Genomic DNA, 21,572 nt, shown 5'->3' on the forward strand with positions numbered 1-21,572 from the left:
CTGGGGAGCATGGCGATCATTCACAAGGCAACCCTGTCCCCGTCCAAGCTCGAACTCATCGCTGACTACCTCCCGAAGCAGCCCTGGTTCATCCAGGATGGTTCCCCGGAGCTCATTGGCGCCTACCGCTTTGACGATCCCGCCGGCGAGGTGGGCCTCGAGACGCACGTTGTCACCGCCGGAGAGCGCGTCTACCAAGTTCCCCTCAGCTACCGCGGCTACGAACTGGCCGGCGCTGAGGAGTGGCTCATCGGCACCATGGACCACTCCGTCCTGGGCAAGCGCTGGGTCTACGACGCTTGCGGGGACCCCGTCTATGTCAAGGCCTTGGCCACCGCCATCCTGACTGGCCAGAAAGAGGCCGAACTCATTGTCGACGGAGAGCTGGGACCCCGTCCCAGCACTGTCACGGTGAAGGGCAGCGGAAAGCTCGACGGCGGCATCCCGGTCTTAAGTGCCTCGGCGCCGGTATCGGGTAGCGGCGTGACCATCATTGATGCGGGCGGGCTGCGACTGAAAGTTGCCCGGGTCCTGGATGTGGCAGCTGATGCTTCGTCCAACACCGCTGCAGCCCCCGAGCTTCACAGCGAACTCACGCTGAACGGCCAGTGGGCAGGGTTGGAGGAATCGGTGGAGCTGGCGTCGGTGGTGAGGAACTAACCGTCGACGCCGGGGAGCATCTGTTAGTCACCGCAGCACCGGCGTAGGCTGACAACGACGCCGTCTAACTACGTGAGGGGTTTCATCATGTACAAAGCGCAAAGCATCATTCCCGCGGCCCAGGACCTTGCCCGTGAGTGGGTAACCCATGCAACGGAGGGCAAGTCCGCCCAGACAGATGCAGTGGTGAGGTGGGCTTTGGCCCGGATCAACCATGCCGATGTCCCTTCCGTGGTCCAAGGCGTGATGCTCACTCTGACCGGCAACAAGAAGGCCGCCAAGGAAGCTAAACGGACCGCTACCAGGGCAGTTAAGAAGGCCACCCAGGCCCTCAGCCGGAAGACCACGCAGCGCAGCTCCGGCCGAGCTATATGGTTTACTGCCCTTGCTGCCGCCATAGTGGGAGCCGGCGCAGTGTTTGCCTGGCGGACCATGCTGCCTCCGGGCGAACCCGAGCCTGCCAAGCAACCGGAAACCTCAGTCCAGCCTCCGGTTCCTCCGGTGCCTTAAGGTGTCAGTCGCGACGCCGGCCCCGTCAAGGGGCCGGGTGGTCGTCGCGCCTTTCAATCCGTCTCCGCAGCGAGGTTCCGGCCAAAAGCCAATAGGCTCCGCCGCTGGCCAGCAAGAAGCCCGCAACACCGAGGATCACAAGCTGGGTGACGATCCCTGCTATGACCAGGACAAAGCCGATCAGAACTGCCAGTGCGCCGGAAACCGCACGGGCTATCGCCCCACGCGGGCGGCCCGACTTCAGCTCAAAGGCGAGGTCGGGATCCGTTGCAGCGAGATCCCGCTCCAGCTCTTCCAAGCTCCTGCGTTCTTCATCCGACAACGACATCGGAATTCCTCACCACACAAGCAGGGCCGCAACCTGCGGCGATGCTCAGAACATCCGCACGAGCGCTGCTTGCCGTGCTATGCCTTCATTATCTGCCCGATGCCCCGTTCTTACCAACGGTCCTAAGCATGCTTACGATGGAAGGGCAGGATTCTGAAGCACCACGAGCACGAAATCCACCGCCGACTGGAAAGTTGAAATCGCCATGGCACGACGAAGGCCTAAGAAAGCACCGAGCACTACTGAAGCCTTTCCCGGGCGCCGCGGACCCGGAAGGGCCATTTGGCTCATTGCCGCGGGCCTCGTCGCGGGCATAGCGGGTGGAATTTTCGGCTTTCGCATGCTGGTTCCGCCGGGAGAGCCCGAGCCGGTCCGGAACCGTAGGCACGAGCCAAGGGGAGCCTCGCGACTGGAAACGTCGCCCACTGACGCTTCGCAACCCCATGTGGCACAGCCGGCGGAAATCCTGGTCCCTGAAGAGCCGGTCGAAATCTCCACAAGGATGCGACCGGGCGAATGGACTGAAGAGTCACTACTGGAGCACATCGAGGATTACAAACAGCAGATCCGGGACATGGGAGCGAGGGAAACGCAGATCGTCACCAACGTGGAACGAACCCAAGAGGGTGCTGCCCGCGTGGTGGTGAGCTGGGACAGGACCCTGCCGTAGGACCCGAAGCTACAGGTTCTCGCCCTGCCGCGGCCGCCACACCACAACAGCCTGGGACCTTGCCCGAGGCCGTTGACCGCGGGCCAGGCTGACGACGTCGCCTGCTGCGCCTGCAGCGAAGATGCGCGCATCCAGTGGCGAGCGACGACGGGACAGTTCCTCGGTCAGTTCAGCCACGCGGTATTGCAGCGCAGCCACCTGGTTTTCGAGGTCGAGGATGCGTTTGATGCCCTCAAGAGAGACGCCGGACTGCGAGAGGCGCTGGACCTCCCGCAGTTTGTTGACGTCGTTCTGAGAATAGCGGCGGGACTTGCCGGGCGCGCGACTGGGCGAGACGATGCCCAGGCGGTCGTACTGGCGCAACGTCTGCGGATGCATGTCGGCAAGCTCCGCAGCGACGGAGATGACAAAGATCGGCTGGTTGACGTCGATGGCCATGACCGCCTCCTTACAACCGGGCCTTCGCGGCCAGATCGTGACGCGGGTTCGCGTCGGTGGTTGCGGCAGCGAACGCCTTCACGGCTTCTTCCGCTTCCTTGTTCAGGTTTTGGGGAACCGCGACGTCGATGGTCACCAGCAGGTCGCCAGTCGCCTTGGATGTTTTCACACCCCGGCCCTTGACCCGCAGTGTCCGGCCTGATGGTGTGCCGGCCGGGACGCGAACCTTGACGGTGTCGCCGTCGAGCGTTGGCACTTCAATGGTGGCGCCAAGCGCCGCTTCCGCGAACGTGACGGGCACGTGGATGCGGATGTTGTCGCCGTCGCGCTGGAAAAAGTCGTGGGGCTTCACGCTCACCGTGATGATGAGGTCGCCATTGCCGGCAGGGCCAACGTTGCCCTTGCCGCGCTGACGGACTTTCTGCCCATCCTTGATCCCCGCGGGAATCTTTACGTCGATCACGTTGCCGTTGCTTTCACGCAAGCTGACCGTAGTCCCCTTGATGGAGCCGGCGAACGAGATGGACGTGGTGGCCGTCCGATCCGCGCCCTTCTGCGGTGCACGCTGGAACCCGGTCTGGCCGGCTCCCCCGAAACCACCGCCGAACAGGTCGGCGAACTCCGGAGGAATGCCGCCGCCAGCAGGCTGACGGGCACCGGGCCCGCCGCCGAACAAGCCGCCGAACAGGTCCTCGAAGCCGCCATTAGCTCCGGCCCCACCGCGCCCGGCACCAGCACCCGGAGCGAACCGGGCACCACCCATGGCACGGATGGCGTCATACTGCTGCCGGTCCTCAGGACTCGACAACACCGAGTAAGCCTCGGAAATGTCCTTGAACTTCTTCTCCGCAGCAGCATCCCCGGCATTCGTATCCGGGTGGTACTGCCGGGCGAGCTTGCGGTAAGCCTTCTTAATATCCGCGTCGGATGCGTCCTTGGCGATACCAAGGATCGCGTAAAAATCCTTTTCAACCCAGTCCTGGCTGGCCAAGAGCGTTTCCTTTCTAAAACAAACAAAGCGTACGGCCGCAGTCAGCTCACCTCAGGCGAGCTTACAGCGGGCGCGCAACCGGATATGGGGCGGCGGTGTGGAGGGCACCGCGGAGCGGGCACCGCCCCATATCCGGTGTAGCGACAGGGTGAGACTAGGCCGGGACAGCCACGATGACCTGGGCTGCACGCAGGACACGCTCACCTGAGCGGTATCCGGAGCGCAGCACCTGGCTGACCGTGTCAACCTCGATGTCTTCGCCGGGCTGCTGGATGAGTGCCTCGTGGATGGTGGGGTCGAATTCGACTCCGGTATCAGCGATGCGTTCCAGTCCATACGTCTTCAGCGCGTTCTCCAGCTTGGTGGCGATGGCGGCGAAGGGGCCGTCTTCGAGGTCACCGTGCTGGCGGGCGGCGTCGACGTCGTCCAGCACCGGGAGCAGGGAGTTCAGGACGCCGATGACAGCCATCTCTCCTGCTACGGCGCGGTCACGTTCGACGCGTTTGCGGTAGTTGACGTACTCAGCCTGAAGGCGGAGGAGGTCGTTGCGGAGCTCCGCTGCCTGGGCTTCAGCCGCGGCACCGGAGGCTACCGACTCTTCAGCCGGCACCTCTACCCCGTTGAGGATTTCCTCAGCCTGGGAGAGGGCGTCGCCGTCCGTGGGAGCGGCGTTGCCTTCGGTGGGAGCCGCAGCTTCGCTGTCAGGATGACGCGCTTCGCCGGTCTCCGGGTCAACCTTGCGGTTGTCCCGAATAACTGGCTTGCGCGGCTCGCTGCCTTCAGAGTGCTCTGCTTCGTTGCCGTGGTGAGGCATGGCTACTTCTTCGCTTCGTCTTCGTCGATGATTTCGGCGTCGACGATGTCCTCATCGGCAGCCTTTTCACCGGCAGGAGCGCCTTCTGCACCGGCACCCGGACCGTCAGCCGCGGCAGCCTGCGAGTAGATGGCTTCGCCGAGCTTCGTCTGGGAAGCCTGGAGCTTCTCGAACGCAGTCTTCACAGCGGCATCGTCGGTGCCTTCCAGCGCGGACTTGAGGGCGTCGACGTCGGCCTTGACCTCGGTCTTGACCTCTTCAGGCAGCTTGTCGTCGTTGTCGGCGATCAGCTTGTCCACGGAGTAGGCGAGCTGCTCTGCGGAGTTACGGGTGTCCGTAGCTTCGCGGCGGGCCTTGTCCTCTGCAGCGTGCTCTTCGGCTTCACGGACCATGCGGTCGATGTCGTCCTTGGACAGTGCCGTGCCACCGGTGATGGTCATGGACTGTTCCTTGCCGGTGCCCTTGTCCTTTGCGGACACGTGGACGATGCCGTTGGCGTCGATGTCAAAGGTGACCTCGACCTGCGGAACGCCGCGCGGTGCCGGTGCGATGCCGGTCAGTTCGAACGTGCCCAGCGGCTTGTTGTCGCGGGTGAATTCACGCTCGCCCTGGAAGACCTGGATGGCCACGGACGGCTGGTTGTCGTCAGCGGTGGTGAAGGTCTCGGAACGCTTGGTGGGGATGGCGGTGTTGCGCTCGATGAGGTGCGTCATGACGCCACCCTTGGTTTCGATGCCGAGGGACAGCGGGGTGACGTCGATGAGGAGGACGTCCTTGCGCTCACCCTTCAGGACGCCGGCCTGCAGTGCGGCACCAACGGCCACAACTTCGTCCGGGTTGACGCCCTTGTTGGGCTCCTTGCCGCCGGCGAGTTCCTTGACGAGCTCGGAGACGGCAGGCATACGGGTGGAGCCACCGACGAGGACGATGTGGTCGATGTCGGAAACCTTGATGCCGGCTTCAGCGATGACGTCCTGGAACGGCTTCTTGGTGCGGTCCAGCAGGTCCTTGGTGAGGTCCTGGAACTTGGCACGGGTCAGCTGCTCGTCCAAGTGGACCGGGCCGTCGGGCGTGACGGAGAGGTACTGGAGGGAGATGTTGGTGCTGGTGGAGGAGGACAGTTCCTTCTTGGCCTGCTCTGCAGCTTCACGGAGACGCTGGAGGGCGATCTTGTCCTTGGAGAGGTCGATGCCCTTGACCTTGAGCTGGCTCAGGAGCCACTCGACAACGCGGTTGTCCCAGTCGTCGCCACCGAGGCGGTTGTCACCGGCGGTTGCGCGGACCTGGATGGTGGAGAAGTTGTCTTCGTCCTTGCCAACCTCGAGGAGGGAGACGTCGAAGGTACCGCCACCGAGGTCGAAGACGAGGATGAGTTCGTCTTCCTTACCCTTGTCCAGGCCGTATGCCAGTGCAGCCGCGGTGGGCTCGTTGACAATGCGGAGGACGTTGAGACCTGCGATTTCGCCGGCTTCCTTGGTGGACTGGCGCTCGGCGTCATTGAAGTAAGCCGGAACGGTGATCACGGCATCGGTGACCTTTTCGCCCAAGTAGCTCTCGGCGTCGTTCTTGAGCTTCATGAGGATACGCGCGGAGATTTCCTGCGGCGTGTACTTCTTGTCATCGACGGCGACGTTCCAGTCAGTGCCCATGTGGCGCTTGACGGAGGCGATGGTGCGGTCGATGTTGTTGACGGCCTGGCGTTTGGCGATTTCGCCGACCAGGACTTCGCCGGACTTGGAGAATGCAACGACGGACGGCGTGGTGCGGCCGCCTTCTGCGTTGGCGATGACGGTGGGCTCGCCACCTTCGAGAACAGAGACCACGGAGTTGGTGGTTCCGAGGTCGATACCTACTGCACGTGACATATCTTGTTTCCTTTCAATGGCCGATGTTGGAGATTGCACCTGACAGCGGTCCGCTGGGCGGTTTCACTGCCGGGAGCCCACTCAACAATCGGCTAGTTGAGCGTTCTGCACTCAACTGTACTCAGCCTCAGATTTAAGTCAATCCAAAGTTGAGTGAAGTACGCTCAACTTTCTCATTTGCCGACTGAAAAATGCCGGAATCACGCGGTTGTAGGGCTGGTTTCGCCGACGGTGAACTGGCCAAGTCTGCCGACGCGCAAACGGATTGGCGTCACTCCGAACGACTGGTGACGCCCAAATCCGGGCGGCCGGAGGGAATTTGCGTGGCGTCAGCGGTGCGGGTGGCCTCCAGCGGTTCCGGCTTGTACACCCAGGCCACCAGCACCACCGAGATGATCATCAGCAGGAACCACGCCAGGAGCTTGTCGATTGAGACCGCCTGCCAGCCCTCCAACTGGTTCGGGTACAGCCAGGCACGCGACCATGTGCCTATGTTCTCGGCGAACCAGATGAACAGCGCCACCAGCAGGAACGACACCAGGATTGGCATGCGGAAACGACGCCGGAACACCCGGAAGTGCATCACGCACCGTCCGTAGACAAGCACGACGGCGGCCAGCAGCACCCAGCGCGCATCGAAGATGTAGTGGTGCGAGAAGAAGTTGACGTAGATCGCACCAGCAACCAAGGCGGTGATCCAACGGCGGGGGTAGCGGTCGAAGCGGAGGTCGAACAGCCGGAACACGCGCACCATATAAGAACCCACAGCGGCGTACATGAACCCGCTGAACAACGGCACGGCCCCGATCCGCAGGACGCCCTCCGCCTCATAGGCCCACGACCCGACGTCCGTCTTGAACAGCTCCATCACCGTCCCCACCACGTGGAACAGCAGGATCACCCGCAGCTCCCGCAGCGTCTCGAGTTTGAAGCTGATCATCAGCACTTGAATAACGACCGCGGCGATGGTCAGGACGTCGTTCCGGGCGAGGCCGGCGTTATCCGGATACCAAAGACGGGCCGCGATGATCACTGCGAGTAACGCCGCTCCGAACACACAAGCCCAGGCCTGCTTCAGCCCAAAGACCACGAATTCCGTGAGCCGCCCCCGCAAAGGGCCGACTCGGGGCCGGTCCAAATATCGGTGGGCGGCGTCATCAATGGACTGCTCAACCGAGGTGAAGTTACGCATGGTGGGGCATTCTGCCTGGTTTGAGTTGGCCCAAGTAGTAGTCCTTCGGCCAGTGACGAACACGCTGCGGCAGCCGCGGGTAGACGCGCCCCACTATGCGCATCGTCCGTTCGTAGCGTCGCGCCTGGCTGGGACCCCAGGTGAATCCGAAACCCTCACGAAGGTGCTCAGGCAATAAGCCCGCCGTGAGGAAGCGTGCCAGCGGCATGGCCAAGCGCATCATGGCCGGTCCCGCGGCCGGGTAGAGCAGGTCCTGGGCGATTTTGCGGGCCTTGTCGTCGGGCTGCAACGTTGCCACATGCGCGTCCCAATACGCGGCAAAGGCGGCACGATCAGCGGGCCACTTGTTCGGCGGAAGCTGCAGGGCCGTGCCGATCCGCGCATAGTCGGCGTACATGCGGTCGGCGGTTTCGTCGTCGAGCGGTCCGTGAACCTGCTGGTAGACGGTGACTGCCGTGTCGTAAAGGGTGGCGACAACCCAAAGCTGGGAATCGGCGTCGAAGGCGTTGTAACCGGCTGAAGCCTCGTCGGCGTTCCGGCGAACCGGCGCGTGGGCACGATTGACGGCGCGGCGCACCGCAGCGACCTGTTCTTCGGTGCCGTAAACCACGGCGTAAACATAGGTCAGCGTGGCCCGGAGCCTGCCTTGCGGCCTGTGGGCAAAGTCGCTATGGTCCGCGACTCCGTGGCCGACCCGGGGGTCGGCAATCTGAAGGAGGATCGCGCGGCCCGCACCGGCGAGAAGGACGCCCTCCGCACCAATGTCTGCAAGTCCTCGAGCCATCTGAATACTGTAGCGCCCTAGCCTTGGAGCCCCATGACACCCTGAAGGACGCTCAGCTGATGCTCGAACAGGTCATCGCGCGCGGCGAAAGTATCGCGTCCGTACTGCCCAAAAACCTCGAAACTGATAGCCCCGAACACGGACGTCCACACCAGGACACCCCGCGCCAAGGTTGCGTCAGGTGCGGCGAGATTCATCTCGCCGCGAATGGCTGCCAGGTCTGCGGCCAACCCTTCGGGAATCACGACGGCGGGACTCGCCGCGTCGTTGAGCGCGCCAGCCCGGTAGGCGGCATCGAAGATACCGACGAGGCGAACGATGACCCGCGTACCAGGGACGGTAGTGCGCTCACCTGGCGCCTGATACCCCGGGACGGGACTGCCGAATAGGAGGGAATAGCTGGCCGGTTCGCGGATGGCCCATGTACGCACAGCGTTAGCCAGCGCCGTGAACTGCGCCGCGAAGTCATCCTCCGCCTCGGCATTCACAGCTTCATCGACGTCGTCGCCAAGCTGGTTGTAGGCGTCGATCAGCAGGAGCGTGAGGAGTTCGTCGCGGTTCTCTACATAGCGATAAACCGCCGAGGAAACGACGCCAAGATCCCTTGCGACGGCACGCAGGGAAAGAGCGGCGGCCCCGTGGAGGGCCAAGTGTTCCCGGCCGATCCGAACGATGTCGGCGATGGTCTGAATGCGGGCACGTTCGCGGGGAGTCTGGGGCTTTCCCTTGCTCTTGGTGGCGGCAGGTTCGGCTGGAGTCATGTTCACAGCTTGCCACAATAGAGAGCGCTGTCAACAAACAAGAGCACCGCTCTTGACAACTCAGCTTGACCCATTCATGCTGATCGAGAGAGCACTGCTCTCGCTTTTCAATTTCTTACCAACCAGCCCCGAAAGAAGGCACACCATGTACGTCGTCACAGGAGCAGGACCGGTTGGCTACACTGTCGCGGAACAACTGGCTCACCAAGGGCATCAGGTACGCGTCCTAACGCGATCCGGCAGTGGCCCGGAGCATCCCCTGGTTGAACGATTACGGGCTGACGTCTCCGATCCTTCACAGCTGGATGAGGCGCTGAAGGGCGCTACCGCAGTTTTCCATTGCATTCACGGATCCGCCTACCGGGCATCGGTGTGGGCCGCCGAACTCCCCCAGGCCGAGCAAGTAGTGATGAATGCAGCGGCAGCCGCGGGCGCCGTCGTCGTCTTCCCCGAAAGCCTGTACTCGTACAGTGAGCCGGACCGGCTCATGACGGAATCGAGCCCGCGGGAAGCTACCAGCGGCAAGCGCGGCATCCGCACCCAACTGCTTAAAGCGCGCGAGGCGCACGCTGCCACTACTGTGAGCGTCGTGGCAGGAGACTTCTTTGGGCCTCGTGTGAAATTGGCCCATGCAGGCGAACGGATGGTACCGCTGGTCCTGACAGGCAAGCCGATCCAGGCAATCGGAAGCGCAGATCGGCCGCACTCCTTTACTTATGTCCCGGATCTTGCAGCGGCCATGATCGCCGCAGCACTGAAGCCCGAACTTTGGAACACCGTGCTGCACGCGCCCACCGGCTCGCCAATGACTCAGCGCGAAGTTGCGGCGGCCTACGCGGGCGCTGCTGGGGTGGCCACCCCGAAAGTGAGCGCCGTGCCCGGTTGGGTGCTGCGGGTGGCGGGCATTTTCTCCACTGACATGCGCGAGCTGGCCGAATTGCTGTACCAGTTCGAGCGCCCCTTCGTCATGGACTCCTCCGAAAGCCAGCGATTGCTGGGCCTTGAACCCACGCCTTTGGCGGAAGCAGCAGCGGCCACCGTGGCGTGGTGGCGCGGCGCTGCACGCCAGGCCGTCTAAGGACGCGCCGCACGGCGGCGGGTTAGAGACCGTCGTCGTCATTCCAGTGCTCCTGCCAGCGCCAATCGATCGGTTCGCTGAGGCGTTGGTAACGGATGTCGGTGGACAGGCGCATGGTGCCGCCGCGGTCTTTGTTGTCCAAGGCAGCATGGACGATGTGTGCCGAGTGGACCACAACATCCCCAACCTCGTAGTCCGTCACGAGCCATCTGGCATCGCGCTCGTTCGCCAGTCCCGGGAGGTCTGCAGTGATGGAGGCGGCCGGCATCTTCAGGGTTCCCTCACGCTCCTGCCTCATCACCCAGTGATGGCTGCCCTCGAGGTAAGCCAAGCCGCCACGCTCCCGCGGGCAATCGCCCAAGGGAATCCACATGGAGAGCACGCGGTCGCTGCCTTCGCGGAGATAGACCAGGTCATAATGGGCCTGCGTCGCCGTGCCGATGCCGCTTTCCCCGGGTTTGGTGTGGCGAATGATCTTCCGTCGGTGCAGATGGACATCGTCCCCGAGGAACCACGCAAACCAGTCGGCAATGCCTTGCGAAGTGCACAAGGCTTGATACTCCGGACCGGGAACAACGTGGTCGAAAAGGCCTCGTCGTAATGCAGCGCGGTCCACGTCCCCTGGCGCTGCAATGCCGTCGCGCGGATCTGTTCCCGCAGCGTACACATTGGCTTCGCCCAAGGAAGCGAAGTAGAACTCGCGGAATTCCAGCAGTTGGTCCGGGTTCAGCTGCCCCTTCAAGTAAAGGTATCCATCGCGGCGAAGCCTTGCCCACAAGGCGTCACGATTTCCGCGCTCGGATGGGGGTACCGGTTCCAGCGCGGCGAGGCGGGTATCCGATTCGTCCAGGACATAGCCATTCGAAGTCAACATGATGTCCACCTTGACAGTGGCGAGCAGCGAAGTGAATGGACTCCGACTCCGGAGGACTTGGACTTTTGTATGGTTTGTTTAGGTTCTCAGGGAAGGGCACCATTGGAGCCCATGGACAACTGGTCAACCTACCGGCATCCGGCACTCCCCCTTCGTGACCTTGGATTGGCGTGCCTTGGTGCCGGTGAGCAGGGCGGCCCCTTGCCCTCCTTTGCCGGCCGGGCCCTCAGCAGCCACGCCATCGTGCTGGTGTCCGAAGGATCCGGACATTTCTCGGTGGAGGGCAAGCGATATAGGGTCCAGGCTCCCGCGATCATGTGGCTCTTCCCTGGGGTCAGCCATGGGTACGGCCCTGGGCCGGAAGGATGGAAGGAACACTGGCTGTTGTTCACCGGACCTACGGCAAGAGCCTTGGAAGAGTTGGGCTGCTATTCACGTGATCACCCGATGCTGCAGCTCAACGGTTCGTCAGAGACGGGCTTGACGGAAGCACTTGGACTTTTCCCGGACCTTCGTGAGGCTCTCCACACTGGCGGACCTCAGGGAGATTTGGCGTCCTCCGTGCTCTGCCAACGGGTGCTCGTGGAAGCCGGCAAGCACCGCACTACGGGCTTCGTTGGTCCCGAGGCGCGCGCCGAGCATCTTCTCGCCGAACTCCGGGCGACAGCCCATTTGCCGCTTTCCTTGTCCCAGCTTGCCGCATCGTTGCAGGTTTCCATCCCCGAGCTCCGGCACGCGGTTCAGACCGCCACGGGCGTGGGGCCGAAAGAGCTGGTGATCCAACTCCGGATGTCACGCGCCCAGTCACTCCTGGCTGGCACGGACCTGCCTGTCCAACGAATAGCCACGCTCACCGGCTATGACGACCCCGCCTACTTCAGCCGGCTCTTCACCAGGAAGACCGGCTATTCGCCGAGCAGCTTCCGCCGCGAGCACCAGCGTGAGCCCCGGGGCTGAAGCGTTTTCTACTGGTCCTTCCAGCTTTGAGGCGTCGGGGAGTCGAGGAAGGTCGTTACAACGTCCTGCACGAGGTTTGTCCTGGCGAGCCCAAAGAAGTGGGTGGTTCCCGGGAACACTGCCAGCTGCGATGCCGGAACGCCCTCAAAATCGCCGTTCACATCTCCCCCGCGCAACTGCAGGAACTTCACGGCGTGCTCCAGCTTGACCATGTCGCAGTCGCCTACCGTGATCAAGGTGGGGGCCTGGATGCCGCGGATCTCGTCGTCCGTCCATCCTTTTGAACCAGCATCGTAACCGCCGAGCTTGGTCAAGAGTCCCTGCAGATGCTCGTGGTCCGGATGCGGAGAAACCTCCATATACCGCTGCTCCATGGGCGTTCCGGCAATCATGTCCACGGTCATTTCCGTGACCGCTTCAGCGTTTCCGCCGCGATCGCCGTCGGGGTTAAAGGACACAGACGAAACGATGAGTTTACGGATGAGTTCAGGGTGCTTTATCGCCAGATGCAGTGCAACCGCCCCTCCGACGCTGAAGCCGAAGACATCAACCCCGCCGACTTCCAGGTGCTTTAGAAGGCCAACGACGTCCGAGGCCAAATAGGCGGTGTTCAATGGGCGGTCGATGTCGTTGGTTCTGCCGTGGCCTTGGAAGTCAGTGGCGATTACCCGGCGCTCCGCTGACAAGGCCGGGATCAGTGCACCGAACTGCTGCTCGATGTCGAACAGTCCCCCGTGGAGGAGCAGCAAGGGTGTGCCACCGGAACCGTGCAGCTCGTAGTACATCTGCAGTCCGTTGACCTCTGCGTAACCGGCTTCCGGGTCTGGGGTCTGATAGTTCATTCGTTGTCCTCCTGCAATGTAAGGATCGCTCGCCGTTGCGCGTCATCCTAGTCCCGCGACGGAGCCGGCAGCAGGGTCGCGCGGTGAAGGCAATGCGACTAATTTACAAGCGTCTCCTGGGAGGGGCTCGGCTGTTCCTCGTCAGGTTCTGCCCATTCGAGGGCAGCCACAAGGTGGCTTTCATTGGGCAGGGCCTGTTGCTCGGCTTCGGGGAGCTTGTCGTATGTGTACGCGGCGACTGCCATGGGAGAGGTTGACCGCCCGAGGCTGTACCTGACGCTGCGGTCGTTCCTAGTGCCGCAGATCAGGATGCCAATCGTTTCATTGTGATGTTCGCGGCGAAGCATGTCATCGACAAGGGCAACGTAGAAGTTCAGTTTGCCGGCATACTCGGGCTGGAACTTTCCCGTCTTCAGCTCGATAACCACATACCGGGTCCTTGGCGACCTGCTGGGCCAGCTCGGAATCTTGTCCAACAAGCCGTTGGACAAAGTTCGATGGCGCCGCACCTGTCCTTTCCAGCGTCCGGTTCATGATCATATGCACGTTGCGAGACCAGCCGTGTTCAGCTGCGGCAGCCGCGTACCAATCCCGATCCACCTGGTCGTCCAGTTTGTCCAAGAGCACTGTGATGTGACCCCACGGCAATTGTCCAACAGCTTGTTGGACAATTGGATCCGTCCAGGTCGTTGCGAATCCCCGCATATAGAAGAGGTTCGATCGCGAAAGGCCCTTCATCTCCGGTGTAATCTGCCGGCAACGTCAAGGCGCTCGAATCAGTCATGCACGCAAAGCGAACGGTCCCCACTGACATTTAACCCCTCAGCGCAAGCCCTTACTCCGCGTCCTCCCCCATCACCGTGCACTCCGCCACAGGCTTCACGCGAAGGACCTCGCCTTCACGGCCTAACGGCTGGCATACTCAGTCCCATCGCTCCACCGACTCAACAACGGGGGCATGAGTGCCAAACGATAAAGACCTGACGGCGGCGGCCGTCCGTTTTGTGGGGTCCTCGGTGCAGGGACTGAGCACCGCCGAGGTTGCCGAGAGGGTGGCCGCAGGGCAAACCAACGCCTTTGTCCAAGACACCAGCCGCAGCGTGTGGAGCATCGTCCGCGCCAACGTGCTCACCCTGTTCAACGGCATTATCCTGGCCTGCTTCATTGTCCTGTTCGCTATCGGCCGCTGGCAGGACGCGCTCTTCGGATTCAGTGCAGTTGCCAATGCGGTGATCGGCAGCGTCCAGGAGTACCGGGCAAAGAGGGCTTTGGACCGTCTGGCGCTCCTGAACGCGCCGCATGCCCGGGTGATGCGCGAAGGCTCAGAAGCAGAAATCGCTTTGGACGACGTTGTACTGGACGACACCCTTGTCCTGAGGGCCGGAGATCAGGTGCCCGCGGACGGGGTGGTAACCGGCGCACGCGGACTCCAAGTGGACGAGTCCATGCTGACCGGCGAATCCGACGCCGTTGAAAAGGAAGACGGGGACCGCGTGTTGTCCGGCTCCGTTGTGGTTGCCGGCGAAGGCTCAGCGGTGGTGGATCGGGTGGGAGCCGATTCCTTCGCGAACTCACTCGCCGCCGAAGCCAAACGATTCTCGCTCGTGGCCTCAGAGCTCCGCTCCTCCATCGACCGCGTCCTGAAGTGGGTGACCTGGTTTGTGAGTCCCGTGGCGTTGTTGGTTCTCAATGCCCAGATGGTTGCCCAGGGCGGGTGGGCCGAAGCCTCGGCGAGTGGAGCGTGGCGGGACGCAGCGACGGCGACTATTGCCGCCGTCGTCGCCATGGTCCCCTTGGGGCTGGTGCTGATGACCAGCATTACCTTCGCCGTGGGAGCGGTAAAACTGGCCCGCCAACAGGTCCTGGTGCAGGAATTGCCCGCTGTGGAGGGGCTGGCCCGCGTGGACATCATCTGCCTCGACAAAACCGGCACCCTCACCCAGGGTGACATCGTTTTCGACGCCGCGCATCCCCTGGCAAACCGCCCCGGCTGGGAGTCCGTGCTCTCATGGTACGGGGTGCAGAAGGATGCCAACGCAACGGCCCGCAGCCTCGACGGACACTTCAATGAGACGCCCGGCCTCCCGCTTGACCGGGTGCCCTTCTCCTCCGCGCGCAAGTGGAGCGCCGTGATTTTCGACGACGGGATGTGGATTCTCGGCGGCCCTGAAATGGTGTTCCCGGCACAAAACTCCGGCGATCCGTTGCTCCAGAAACTCGCCACCCAATCCGTCGAGCTCGCAGCCACCGGCCGCCGCACGCTGGTCCTTGCACACGGCACGCCCACTGATGATGAGACTGTTCCGGCGGACGCTGTCCCCGTGGTGCTTCTGACGTTCAAGGAGAACATCCGTCCCGACGCTGCCGAGACACTCACCTATTTCGCAGCACAGGATGTGGATGTCCGGATCATTTCCGGTGACAACCCGCAAACGGTCGCCGCAATTGCCCGGGAAGTCGGGCTCGATGCACCCCACGGCTTCGATGCACGTGAGTTGCCGGTTGATGACAAAGAGCTCATGGAAGTCATCAACAACAACGTGGTCTTCGGCCGTGTGACCCCTGACCAGAAAAAGCGGATCGTCGTGGCGCTGAAAGCTGCCGGCCGCACAGTGGCCATGACAGGCGACGGCGTGAACGATGCCCTGGCCATCAAGGAAGCGGACATCGGTGTGGCCATGAATTCGGGGGCCGCCGCTACGAAGGCCGTGGCGCGTTTGGTGCTCTTGGACGGGAAATTCTCCCACCTGCCGAGCGTGGTTGCTGAGGGCCGCCAAGTCATTGCCAACATTGAGCGCGTCTCCATGCTGTTCCTCACGAAGACCGCCTACGCCACCTTCCTTGTCATCGCGTTCGGCATCCTCCTGTTGCCTTTCCCGTTCCTTCCCAGGCAACTCTCCGTGACTGACGGCTTGACCATTGGTATTCCTGCGTTTTTCCTGGCATTGCTACCCAACGCCCAGCGCTACATCCCAGGTTTCCTGCGGCGGTCGCTCACGTTCGCCGTGCCGGCAGGCGTCTCCGTGACGTTGGGGCTTGCCTCCTACGCCCGCCTTGCCGCGAACCTGCAGATTCCGGAAGCCGAAATCCGGACCGGGTCCACCCTCATCCTGACGATCATTGGCATCTGGATCCTCGTGGTGCTCTCGCGCCCGGTCACCCGTTTCAAGGGCTTGGTCATCGGGGCGATGATGATTGGGCTGGTACTGGTGTACTCCGTGCCGATTGCCCGCGACTTCCTACAGTTCACCGATCCGACGCTCCCCACCGCGCTGCTGGTCCTGGGAACATCCGTGGCGTGCATCGCGCTGATCGAGATCGTCCGCTTCGTGCACCGCCGGGTGGCGTACCGTGACGCCCAGCAAGCATTGGTTCAGCGCGCCTCGAAGTAGCGTCGACCACGTCCCACCCACTGAGGAACAACTACCGCAACGGTCGCGATGGACTGAACAATGACGGCAGACCAGTCTCCGTCCGCGGCAACAATGAGATCCACCACGGCAAAGGCCAGACCGAGCAGCATCACCGCTGTTGCACCACGACGGGCCGCTTCACTCCCCCGGGCTACCCCGGAGGCCAGCCCGATCACCAACAAGCCGAACAGGATCATGCCTGCACCGAGCAAAGTGATGGGCAGGGCAATGCCGCCGGACTGGGCCTCCGGGGTGTATCGCAGGAAAATCGTCAGGATCCCAAGAATGATCTGGGCGATGCCGCCGATGTACATCAGCACCACCGAGAACGTCACCACTCCGGGCCGTCTGAGGCTCTCCCCCGTCGTCATGAACTGAGCATAGACGTTCCCTCATCCGGGCAGGCACTGCTTCAGGATGAGGTAACACCTTTTGTCACACAATTAACCACTGATTCACACCACCCTTGAATCCAGTCAACCCGCGGTCCCTAGGGTCGGGTGAATGGAAAACATCTCCCGTAGGTCCCTCATCTCAGCCGGCCTCGGGGCCGGACTCGTCGCCGCCTTGCCAAGTACCGCCGTCGCGGTTTCAACAGCGGACGACGCCGGTCTCCGCGCCGATCCGTTCACCCTTGGAGTCGCGTCGGGCGAACCGTGGCCCGACGGCTTCGTCATCTGGACCCGACTGGCAGTGAACCCCGTAGCCGAGGACGGCCTGGGCGGCATGCCTTCGCGTAACGTCGCCGTCGCCTGGGAAGTAGCAGAAGACCCCGCCATGCGCCGGGTAGTAGCCCGCGGCGTCGAACATGCCAGGATCGAAACCGCCCACTCGGTGCACGCCGAACTCAAGGGCCTCCGGCCGGGCCGGGAGTACTTCTACCGGTTCCGTGCCGGGCGGCACGTGAGCGAAGTTGGGCGCACGCTGACAAGCCCGGCACCCGGCGAGACGCCCACTGCACTGGCCATGGCGTTCGCCAGCTGCGCCCAGTACGAGCACGGCTACTTCACTGCGTACAAGCGCCTGGCCGAGGACCACCCGGACCTTGTACTGCACCTTGGCGACTACCTCTACGAATACAAGAAGGACAGTTACGTGATCGGCGGCGGAAACCCGCGCGATCATGAGGGACCGGAAACCAGTACCCTGCAGGGCTACCGCCAGCGGCACGCCCAGTACAAGTCCGACGCCGATCTGCAGGCCGCGCACGCAATCGCGCCATGGTTGGTGGTGTGGGATGACCACGAAGTGGACAACAACTGGGCTGACGAAATCCCCGAGAACAGCGACGCAGGCCAGCTCAACGACACCACCGAGCACTTCCGGCAGCGCCGCTCGGCGGCTTTCCAGGCGTACTACGAAAACATGCCGTTGCGCCGGGCATCGGTCCCGGCCGGGTTCGATATGAAGATCTACCGCACCATCCGATGGGGCCAGCTGGCAAACTTCCACATGATGGACACCCGCCAATACCGAGACGATCAACTCGCGGGTGACGGCTGGCGAAAGAACGTTGCCGGGCGGCTGGACGAAAACCGCACCATCACCGGCGCCGAGCAGGAGCAGTGGCTGCTGGACGGCTTCAAGAACTCCACGCAGCGGTGGGACATTCTGGGCCAGCAGGTCTTCTTCGCCGAGCGGGACCGCGACAAGGCACCGGAGATTGACGATGTCTCCATGGATGGCTGGGACGGTTACGCCGCTTCCCGCCGCCGCATCACCCAAGGCTGGGTGGACGCCAAGGTGCGCAACGTCGTCGTACTCACCGGCGACGTTCACCGCCACTGGGCCACCGACCTCAAGGTGGACTACAAGGACCCGGCGGCAAAGGTGGTCGGCACGGAACTGGTGTGCTCCTCCATCACGTCCACGGGCGATGGCACGGGCTCCACCACCGACCCCACCATGGCTTGGAACCCGCACTTGAAGTTCTACAACGACAACCGCGGCTACGTAAACACCCGCATCACCAAAGACGCCATGACCGCGGACTTCCGTGTGTTGGACTACGTCACCACGCCGGGCGCGCCGGCCGGCACCAAGAAGTCGTTCACCATCAACGACGGCGTCCCAGGCCTCGCCTGAGTTTGATGCCACCCAAGTAGGTGACAGCACTTGCTCCAATGAGCCCTCATTGCGACATGTGCTGTCACCTACTTGGGTTTGAATCCCAGTGACTACAGGCAACTGCGGGAGTAGCCTAGTTCCAGTTGAATTAGTGGATCTCTGTCCGGCTGGGGTTCTACCGTGGGCCATGTGCGTTCGTCGCTGTACGACCTTCTGGGGGTACTTTCCGACGCCGTCGCCCCTCAGCATGTCAGATTCGACGACGGGTCCCCCACAGCCGTCGTTCCCCCGCCTGACGCCCCGGTCACCGTCCGCGCCGTCACGCTCAACCGGATAGGTCGGTCGCGGGGAGACGGCCCCGTCCTGGACCTCGAACTGAGGGTTGCGGTGGAATGCCACGGCCCCGAGCAGCTGGACAACATGGAGCAATTGCTGTTGGCCGTGGAACTCCACAGCCAGTACTCCGTAGTGTCCAAGGGGGAATTCCGGCCCGAGGAGTACTCCGGCGCCATCCGACAGGGTCTGGGATTTCTGGTTCGCATCCCGGTATCCCTGCGTTTCGAGGAACCTTCCGATCCTCCCGCCCAGCCTGCCACAGGAAATTCAGGTGTCGCCCGCCGGATCCGGGGACGGCTGGTTGATGTGCACAACAAGGGAATCCCTAAGGCGTATATCCACGCCCATTCATCCGCTGCGGCTGCCGTGAGTGATGCCACCGGACACTTTGAGGTCCTGGCATCGGCTGATGAACTTCAGCACTTCGCTGTCGCGGTGGACGGAACAGAGCGGGAAGTTTCGGCCAGCACCAAGAGACTTCCTGTGGTTATTCGCTGGCTCTGATTCCGGAACCAATTGGACACTGATTCTGGAACCATTTACCCGGGCGGGGCGGTGTCGTGAAAAGATCTACCATGCGTCCGATGCAGCACTCCAGCAAACTTCAGAATGTCCGCTACGAACTCCGTGGGCCCATCCTCCAAGCGGCCAAGGCCATGGAAGCCGAAGGCCATCGCATCCTCAAGATGAACCTCGGGGACACCGCACCGTTTGGGCTGGAGGCACCGGAGTCTGTTGTGGTGGACATGATCCATCACCTTCGCGGCGCACAGGGTTACAGCGATTCCAAGGGCATCTTCTCCGCCCGCACCGCCATCTCGCAGTATTACCAGACCCGCGGACTGATGACCATCGGCGTCGAGGACGTCTTCATTGGCAACGGCGTCAGCGAGCTTATTTCCATGACCTTGCAGGCTTTCATGGAGAACGGCGACGAGATCCTCATCCCGGCACCGGATTACCCTCTGTGGACAGCAGCCGTGACGCTGACCGGCGGCAACCCCGTGCACTATCTCTGCGATGAGGACGAGAACTGGTGGCCGGACATGTCCGACGTCGAAGCCAAGATCACGCCACGCACCAAGGGCATAGTGATCATCAACCCGAACAACCCCACCGGCGCCGTCTATCCGCGCCACATTTTGGAGCAGTTCGCTGCGCTTGCCAGGAAGCATGATCTCGTCCTTTTCTCGGATGAGATCTACGAGAAAATCCGCTATGTGGACGCCCCTCATATCCACACCGCGGCAGTCGCTGACGACGTCTGTGTCCTGACGTTCAGCGGGTTGTCCAAGGCCTACCGCATGCCCGGGTACCGGGCAGGTTGGGTTGCCGTCACAGGACCTCGGACCGCAACAATCGCCTACCGGGAATCCTTGGAACTGCTCGCCTCACTGCGGTTGTGCGCCAATGTTCCTGCACAGCACGCCATCCAGACGTGCCTTGGCGGATACCAAAGTATTGAGGCGCTCATACGTCCCGGCGGGCGGCTCCGCGACCAACGCGACCTGGCATGGAAACTCCTCACCGCGATCCCGGGCGTCAGCTGTGTTCCCGCGGCCGGCGCCATGTACCTTTTCCCAAAGTTGGATCCGGAGATCTACCCGATTGAGAGCGACGAGAAGTTCGTCCTCCAACTCCTGCAGGAGCAGAAGATTCTGGTCTCGCACGGAACGGCGTTCAACTGGCCCACGCCGGACCATTTCCGCTTCGTGATCCTGCCGGCCGTGGAGGACATCGAGGAAGCGGTGCGCCGCATCGACCATTTCCTGGCCGCGTACCGGAACCGACCTGCGGACGCATCCGTCTAAGTCGCAGTTGTGCGCGTTTTGAGCGTCCAAAACGCGCACTGCTGCGACCCAGTTGGGCACGCGCGCGGCTCTTACAAAGCAGGGTCCACCATGGTCATGCCGGCAGGGTTGGCCCGATCGAAACCGGGCAGCAGTGCCGCAGCGTCTTCCAGGCCAATGGTGCGTTCAATCAGGAGCTGCGGTTGGAGCGCGCCCTGTTCGATGAGGGCCATCATGCCCGGGTAGTCCACCGCGGCCATGCCGTGACTGCCCAAGAGGTCGAGTTCCCAGCCGATCACACGTGCCATGGGCACTTGCGGGTTGCCGTCGACGGACGGCAGCAAACCGATCTGGACGTGCCGGCCGCGCCTGCGAAGGCTGAGGATGGCGTCGGCGCAGGTCTGTTCACTTCCGACGGCGTCTACCGCCACGTGGCTGCCTCCGCCGGAGAGGACGTTGACTGCAGCAGGGATGTCCGCACCGTCGGCGAGCACAGTATGTTCAGCCCCCAAGCGCGCAGCCACGGCCAGTGCCTCGGGGTTCCGGTCCACGGCAATGACCCTTGCGCCCATGGCCTTTGCAATCATCACGGCGCTCAGCCCCACGCCGCCCGCGCCAATCACGGTCACCCATTCGCCGGCCTTGACCTGCGCACGGGCTGCCAACGCACGGTATGCCGTGGCGAAGCGGCAGCCGAGGCTTGCCGCCGTCGTGAATTCAACACTCTCAGGGATGGCAACCAGGTTACTGTCGGCAGCGTGCAAGGCCACAAACTCGGCGAACGATCCCCAGTGGGTGAAACCGGGCTGCTGCTGGTCCGGGCAGACCTGTGCGTCGCCGGCCAGGCACCATTCGCAGGCGCCGCAGCCGCAAACGAACGGGACGGTGACGCGGTCGCCCACCTTCCAGCGCTGGACGCCTTCCCCGACGGCGTCGATGACACCGGCGAGCTCATGGCCCGGCACATGGGGCATGGCGATGTCATCGTGTCCGGCCCAGGCGTGCCAGTCGCTGCGGCACATGCCTGTCGCAAGCACTTTCACCACCACGCCTCCAACGGGAGCCTGGGGCTTGGCTACTTCCCTGACGTCGGGCTGGGTTCGGACCTCATCAAAAACTACTGCGCGCATCGACTGACTCTAACAATTTGCCGCCCCTGTCACACTTTCGGCACCGCATCCGACATCCCTGATGTTAGGCAC

The 21,572-nt window shown here is 62.8% G+C and carries 21 protein-coding genes and 1 pseudogene; 9 read left to right on the forward strand and 13 right to left on the reverse strand.

The annotated features are described in order from the left end of the window. Positions 1-9 precede the first annotated feature (9 nt). Positions 10-660 carry a CG0192-related protein gene (locus ACZ881_RS15650; RefSeq protein WP_476116794.1) on the forward strand — a complete coding sequence of 217 codons (651 nt, stop codon included), beginning with the start codon at positions 10-12 and terminating at the stop codon, positions 658-660. 87 nt (positions 661-747) lie between these two features. Further along, positions 748-1,170, forward strand: a complete 423-nt coding sequence (locus ACZ881_RS15655) for a hypothetical protein (protein WP_091470037.1) — start codon at positions 748-750, stop codon at positions 1,168-1,170. A 25-nt stretch (positions 1,171-1,195) separates the two neighbouring features. Here ACZ881_RS15655 and ACZ881_RS15660 read toward each other — a convergent pair whose 3' ends face one another. Continuing rightward, positions 1,196-1,498, reverse strand: a complete 303-nt coding sequence (locus ACZ881_RS15660; RefSeq protein WP_476116797.1) for a DUF3040 domain-containing protein — start codon at positions 1,496-1,498, stop codon at positions 1,196-1,198. Between the two features lie 205 nt (positions 1,499-1,703). Between ACZ881_RS15660 and ACZ881_RS15665 the strand changes: the two genes are divergently transcribed. After that, a complete protein-coding gene (locus tag ACZ881_RS15665) occupies positions 1,704-2,168 on the forward strand; it encodes a hypothetical protein (RefSeq protein ID WP_476116799.1) in 465 nt (154 codons plus the stop codon). A 9-nt stretch (positions 2,169-2,177) separates the two neighbouring features. Here the strand turns inward: ACZ881_RS15665 and ACZ881_RS15670 are convergent, their stop codons facing one another. From ACZ881_RS15670 to ACZ881_RS15700, 7 genes are all read right to left on the reverse strand, one after another. After that, complete coding sequence (locus ACZ881_RS15670) at positions 2,178-2,606, reverse strand: heat shock protein transcriptional repressor HspR (RefSeq protein WP_091470032.1); 429 nt, start codon at positions 2,604-2,606, stop codon at positions 2,178-2,180. A 10-nt stretch (positions 2,607-2,616) separates the two neighbouring features. Next, positions 2,617-3,597 (reverse strand): DnaJ C-terminal domain-containing protein, encoded by a 981-nt coding sequence (locus tag ACZ881_RS15675; protein WP_091470029.1) that lies wholly within the window; start codon positions 3,595-3,597, stop codon positions 2,617-2,619. Positions 3,598-3,751: 154 nt separating this feature from the next. Then, positions 3,752-4,411 (reverse strand): nucleotide exchange factor GrpE, encoded by a 660-nt coding sequence (locus ACZ881_RS15680; RefSeq protein ID WP_476116802.1) that lies wholly within the window; start codon positions 4,409-4,411, stop codon positions 3,752-3,754. 2 nt (positions 4,412-4,413) lie between these two features. Beyond that, positions 4,414-6,276, reverse strand: coding sequence for a molecular chaperone DnaK (dnaK, locus tag ACZ881_RS15685; RefSeq protein WP_476116804.1), 1,863 nt, complete (start codon positions 6,274-6,276; stop codon positions 4,414-4,416). A 271-nt stretch (positions 6,277-6,547) separates the two neighbouring features. Continuing rightward, positions 6,548-7,468 (reverse strand): DUF817 domain-containing protein, encoded by a 921-nt coding sequence (locus tag ACZ881_RS15690; protein WP_476116805.1) that lies wholly within the window; start codon positions 7,466-7,468, stop codon positions 6,548-6,550. After that, complete coding sequence (locus ACZ881_RS15695) at positions 7,461-8,252, reverse strand: oxygenase MpaB family protein (protein WP_476116807.1); 792 nt, start codon at positions 8,250-8,252, stop codon at positions 7,461-7,463. Before ACZ881_RS15695 ends, ACZ881_RS15690 begins: the two co-directional genes overlap by 8 nt. A gap of 17 nt (positions 8,253-8,269) precedes the next feature. Next, the gene (locus ACZ881_RS15700) at positions 8,270-9,013 is read right to left on the reverse strand and encodes a TetR/AcrR family transcriptional regulator (RefSeq protein ID WP_476116809.1); all 744 of its coding nucleotides are present in this window, start codon (positions 9,011-9,013) and stop codon (positions 8,270-8,272) included. Between the two features lie 145 nt (positions 9,014-9,158). Between ACZ881_RS15700 and ACZ881_RS15705 the strand changes: the two genes are divergently transcribed. After that, positions 9,159-10,091: an NAD-dependent epimerase/dehydratase family protein gene (locus ACZ881_RS15705; protein ID WP_476116811.1), complete on the forward strand. Its 933-nt coding sequence runs from the start codon at positions 9,159-9,161 to the stop codon at positions 10,089-10,091. A gap of 22 nt (positions 10,092-10,113) precedes the next feature. Here ACZ881_RS15705 and ACZ881_RS15710 read toward each other — a convergent pair whose 3' ends face one another. After that, complete coding sequence (locus ACZ881_RS15710; RefSeq protein WP_476116813.1) at positions 10,114-10,965, reverse strand: phytanoyl-CoA dioxygenase family protein; 852 nt, start codon at positions 10,963-10,965, stop codon at positions 10,114-10,116. 111 nt (positions 10,966-11,076) lie between these two features. Here ACZ881_RS15710 and ACZ881_RS15715 point away from each other — a divergent pair, with 111 nt between their 5' ends. Beyond that, positions 11,077-11,922: an AraC family transcriptional regulator gene (locus ACZ881_RS15715; protein ID WP_476116815.1), complete on the forward strand. Its 846-nt coding sequence runs from the start codon at positions 11,077-11,079 to the stop codon at positions 11,920-11,922. 8 nt (positions 11,923-11,930) lie between these two features. On the opposite strand, the gene ACZ881_RS15720 is transcribed toward ACZ881_RS15715, so the two are convergent. Together ACZ881_RS15720 and ACZ881_RS15725 are read right to left on the reverse strand one after the other, a co-directional pair. After that, the gene (locus ACZ881_RS15720; protein WP_476116817.1) at positions 11,931-12,764 is read right to left on the reverse strand and encodes an alpha/beta fold hydrolase; all 834 of its coding nucleotides are present in this window, start codon (positions 12,762-12,764) and stop codon (positions 11,931-11,933) included. Positions 12,765-12,862: 98 nt separating this feature from the next. After that, positions 12,863-13,508, reverse strand: a pseudogene (locus tag ACZ881_RS15725) (PDDEXK nuclease domain-containing protein); the annotation flags it as partial. Positions 13,509-13,726: 218 nt separating this feature from the next. Here ACZ881_RS15725 and ACZ881_RS15730 point away from each other — a divergent pair. Next, positions 13,727-16,156, forward strand: coding sequence for an HAD-IC family P-type ATPase (locus tag ACZ881_RS15730; protein ID WP_476116819.1), 2,430 nt, complete (start codon positions 13,727-13,729; stop codon positions 16,154-16,156). Here ACZ881_RS15730 and ACZ881_RS15735 read toward each other — a convergent pair. Beyond that, on the reverse strand, positions 16,138-16,548 hold the full coding sequence (locus ACZ881_RS15735) for a hypothetical protein (protein WP_476116821.1): 411 nt from the start codon (positions 16,546-16,548) through the stop codon (positions 16,138-16,140). The two genes, ACZ881_RS15730 and ACZ881_RS15735, sit on opposite strands and share 19 nt — an antisense overlap. A gap of 133 nt (positions 16,549-16,681) precedes the next feature. Between ACZ881_RS15735 and ACZ881_RS15740 the strand changes: the two genes are divergently transcribed. From ACZ881_RS15740 to ACZ881_RS15750, 3 genes are all read left to right on the forward strand, one after another. After that, entirely contained in the window at positions 16,682-18,262 is a 1,581-nt protein-coding gene (locus ACZ881_RS15740) for an alkaline phosphatase D family protein (RefSeq protein ID WP_476116823.1), read from the forward strand. Between the two features lie 171 nt (positions 18,263-18,433). Continuing rightward, positions 18,434-19,084: a hypothetical protein gene (locus ACZ881_RS15745; RefSeq protein WP_364309012.1), complete on the forward strand. Its 651-nt coding sequence runs from the start codon at positions 18,434-18,436 to the stop codon at positions 19,082-19,084. Between the two features lie 71 nt (positions 19,085-19,155). Next, entirely contained in the window at positions 19,156-20,391 is a 1,236-nt protein-coding gene (locus ACZ881_RS15750; RefSeq protein ID WP_474661455.1) for a pyridoxal phosphate-dependent aminotransferase, read from the forward strand. A 71-nt stretch (positions 20,392-20,462) separates the two neighbouring features. On the opposite strand, the gene ACZ881_RS15755 is transcribed toward ACZ881_RS15750, so the two are convergent. Further along, a complete protein-coding gene (locus tag ACZ881_RS15755) occupies positions 20,463-21,500 on the reverse strand; it encodes a zinc-dependent alcohol dehydrogenase family protein (protein WP_476116825.1) in 1,038 nt (345 codons plus the stop codon). Positions 21,501-21,572: the final 72 nt, after the last annotated feature.

The sequence above is a fragment of the Paenarthrobacter sp. TE3676 genome (assembly GCF_056279165.1).

Bases quoted from the DNA above. Each gene is read 5' to 3' on its own strand.
- ACZ881_RS15720 (WP_476116817.1), bottom strand. From the start codon at position 12,764: ATGAACTATCAGACCCCAGACCCGGAAGCCGGTTACGCAGAGGTCAAC.
- ACZ881_RS15660 (WP_476116797.1), bottom strand. From the start codon at position 1,498: ATGTCGTTGTCGGATGAAGAACGCAGGAGCTTGGAAGAGCTGGAGCGG.
- ACZ881_RS15655 (WP_091470037.1), top strand. From the start codon at position 748: ATGTACAAAGCGCAAAGCATCATTCCCGCGGCCCAGGACCTTGCCCGT.
- dnaK (WP_476116804.1), bottom strand. From the start codon at position 6,276: ATGTCACGTGCAGTAGGTATCGACCTCGGAACCACCAACTCCGTGGTC.
- ACZ881_RS15740 (WP_476116823.1), top strand. From the start codon at position 16,682: ATGGAAAACATCTCCCGTAGGTCCCTCATCTCAGCCGGCCTCGGGGCC.
- ACZ881_RS15700 (WP_476116809.1), bottom strand. From the start codon at position 9,013: ATGACTCCAGCCGAACCTGCCGCCACCAAGAGCAAGGGAAAGCCCCAG.
- ACZ881_RS15710 (WP_476116813.1), bottom strand. From the start codon at position 10,965: ATGTTGACTTCGAATGGCTATGTCCTGGACGAATCGGATACCCGCCTC.
- ACZ881_RS15680 (WP_476116802.1), bottom strand. From the start codon at position 4,411: ATGCCTCACCACGGCAACGAAGCAGAGCACTCTGAAGGCAGCGAGCCG.
- ACZ881_RS15695 (WP_476116807.1), bottom strand. From the start codon at position 8,252: ATGGCTCGAGGACTTGCAGACATTGGTGCGGAGGGCGTCCTTCTCGCC.
- ACZ881_RS15735 (WP_476116821.1), bottom strand. From the start codon at position 16,548: ATGACGACGGGGGAGAGCCTCAGACGGCCCGGAGTGGTGACGTTCTCG.
- ACZ881_RS15690 (WP_476116805.1), bottom strand. From the start codon at position 7,468: ATGCGTAACTTCACCTCGGTTGAGCAGTCCATTGATGACGCCGCCCAC.
- ACZ881_RS15755 (WP_476116825.1), bottom strand. From the start codon at position 21,500: ATGCGCGCAGTAGTTTTTGATGAGGTCCGAACCCAGCCCGACGTCAGG.
- ACZ881_RS15750 (WP_474661455.1), top strand. From the start codon at position 19,156: ATGCGTCCGATGCAGCACTCCAGCAAACTTCAGAATGTCCGCTACGAA.
- ACZ881_RS15650 (WP_476116794.1), top strand. From the start codon at position 10: ATGGCGATCATTCACAAGGCAACCCTGTCCCCGTCCAAGCTCGAACTC.
- ACZ881_RS15705 (WP_476116811.1), top strand. From the start codon at position 9,159: ATGTACGTCGTCACAGGAGCAGGACCGGTTGGCTACACTGTCGCGGAA.
- ACZ881_RS15670 (WP_091470032.1), bottom strand. From the start codon at position 2,606: ATGGCCATCGACGTCAACCAGCCGATCTTTGTCATCTCCGTCGCTGCG.
- ACZ881_RS15715 (WP_476116815.1), top strand. From the start codon at position 11,077: ATGGACAACTGGTCAACCTACCGGCATCCGGCACTCCCCCTTCGTGAC.
- ACZ881_RS15665 (WP_476116799.1), top strand. From the start codon at position 1,704: ATGGCACGACGAAGGCCTAAGAAAGCACCGAGCACTACTGAAGCCTTT.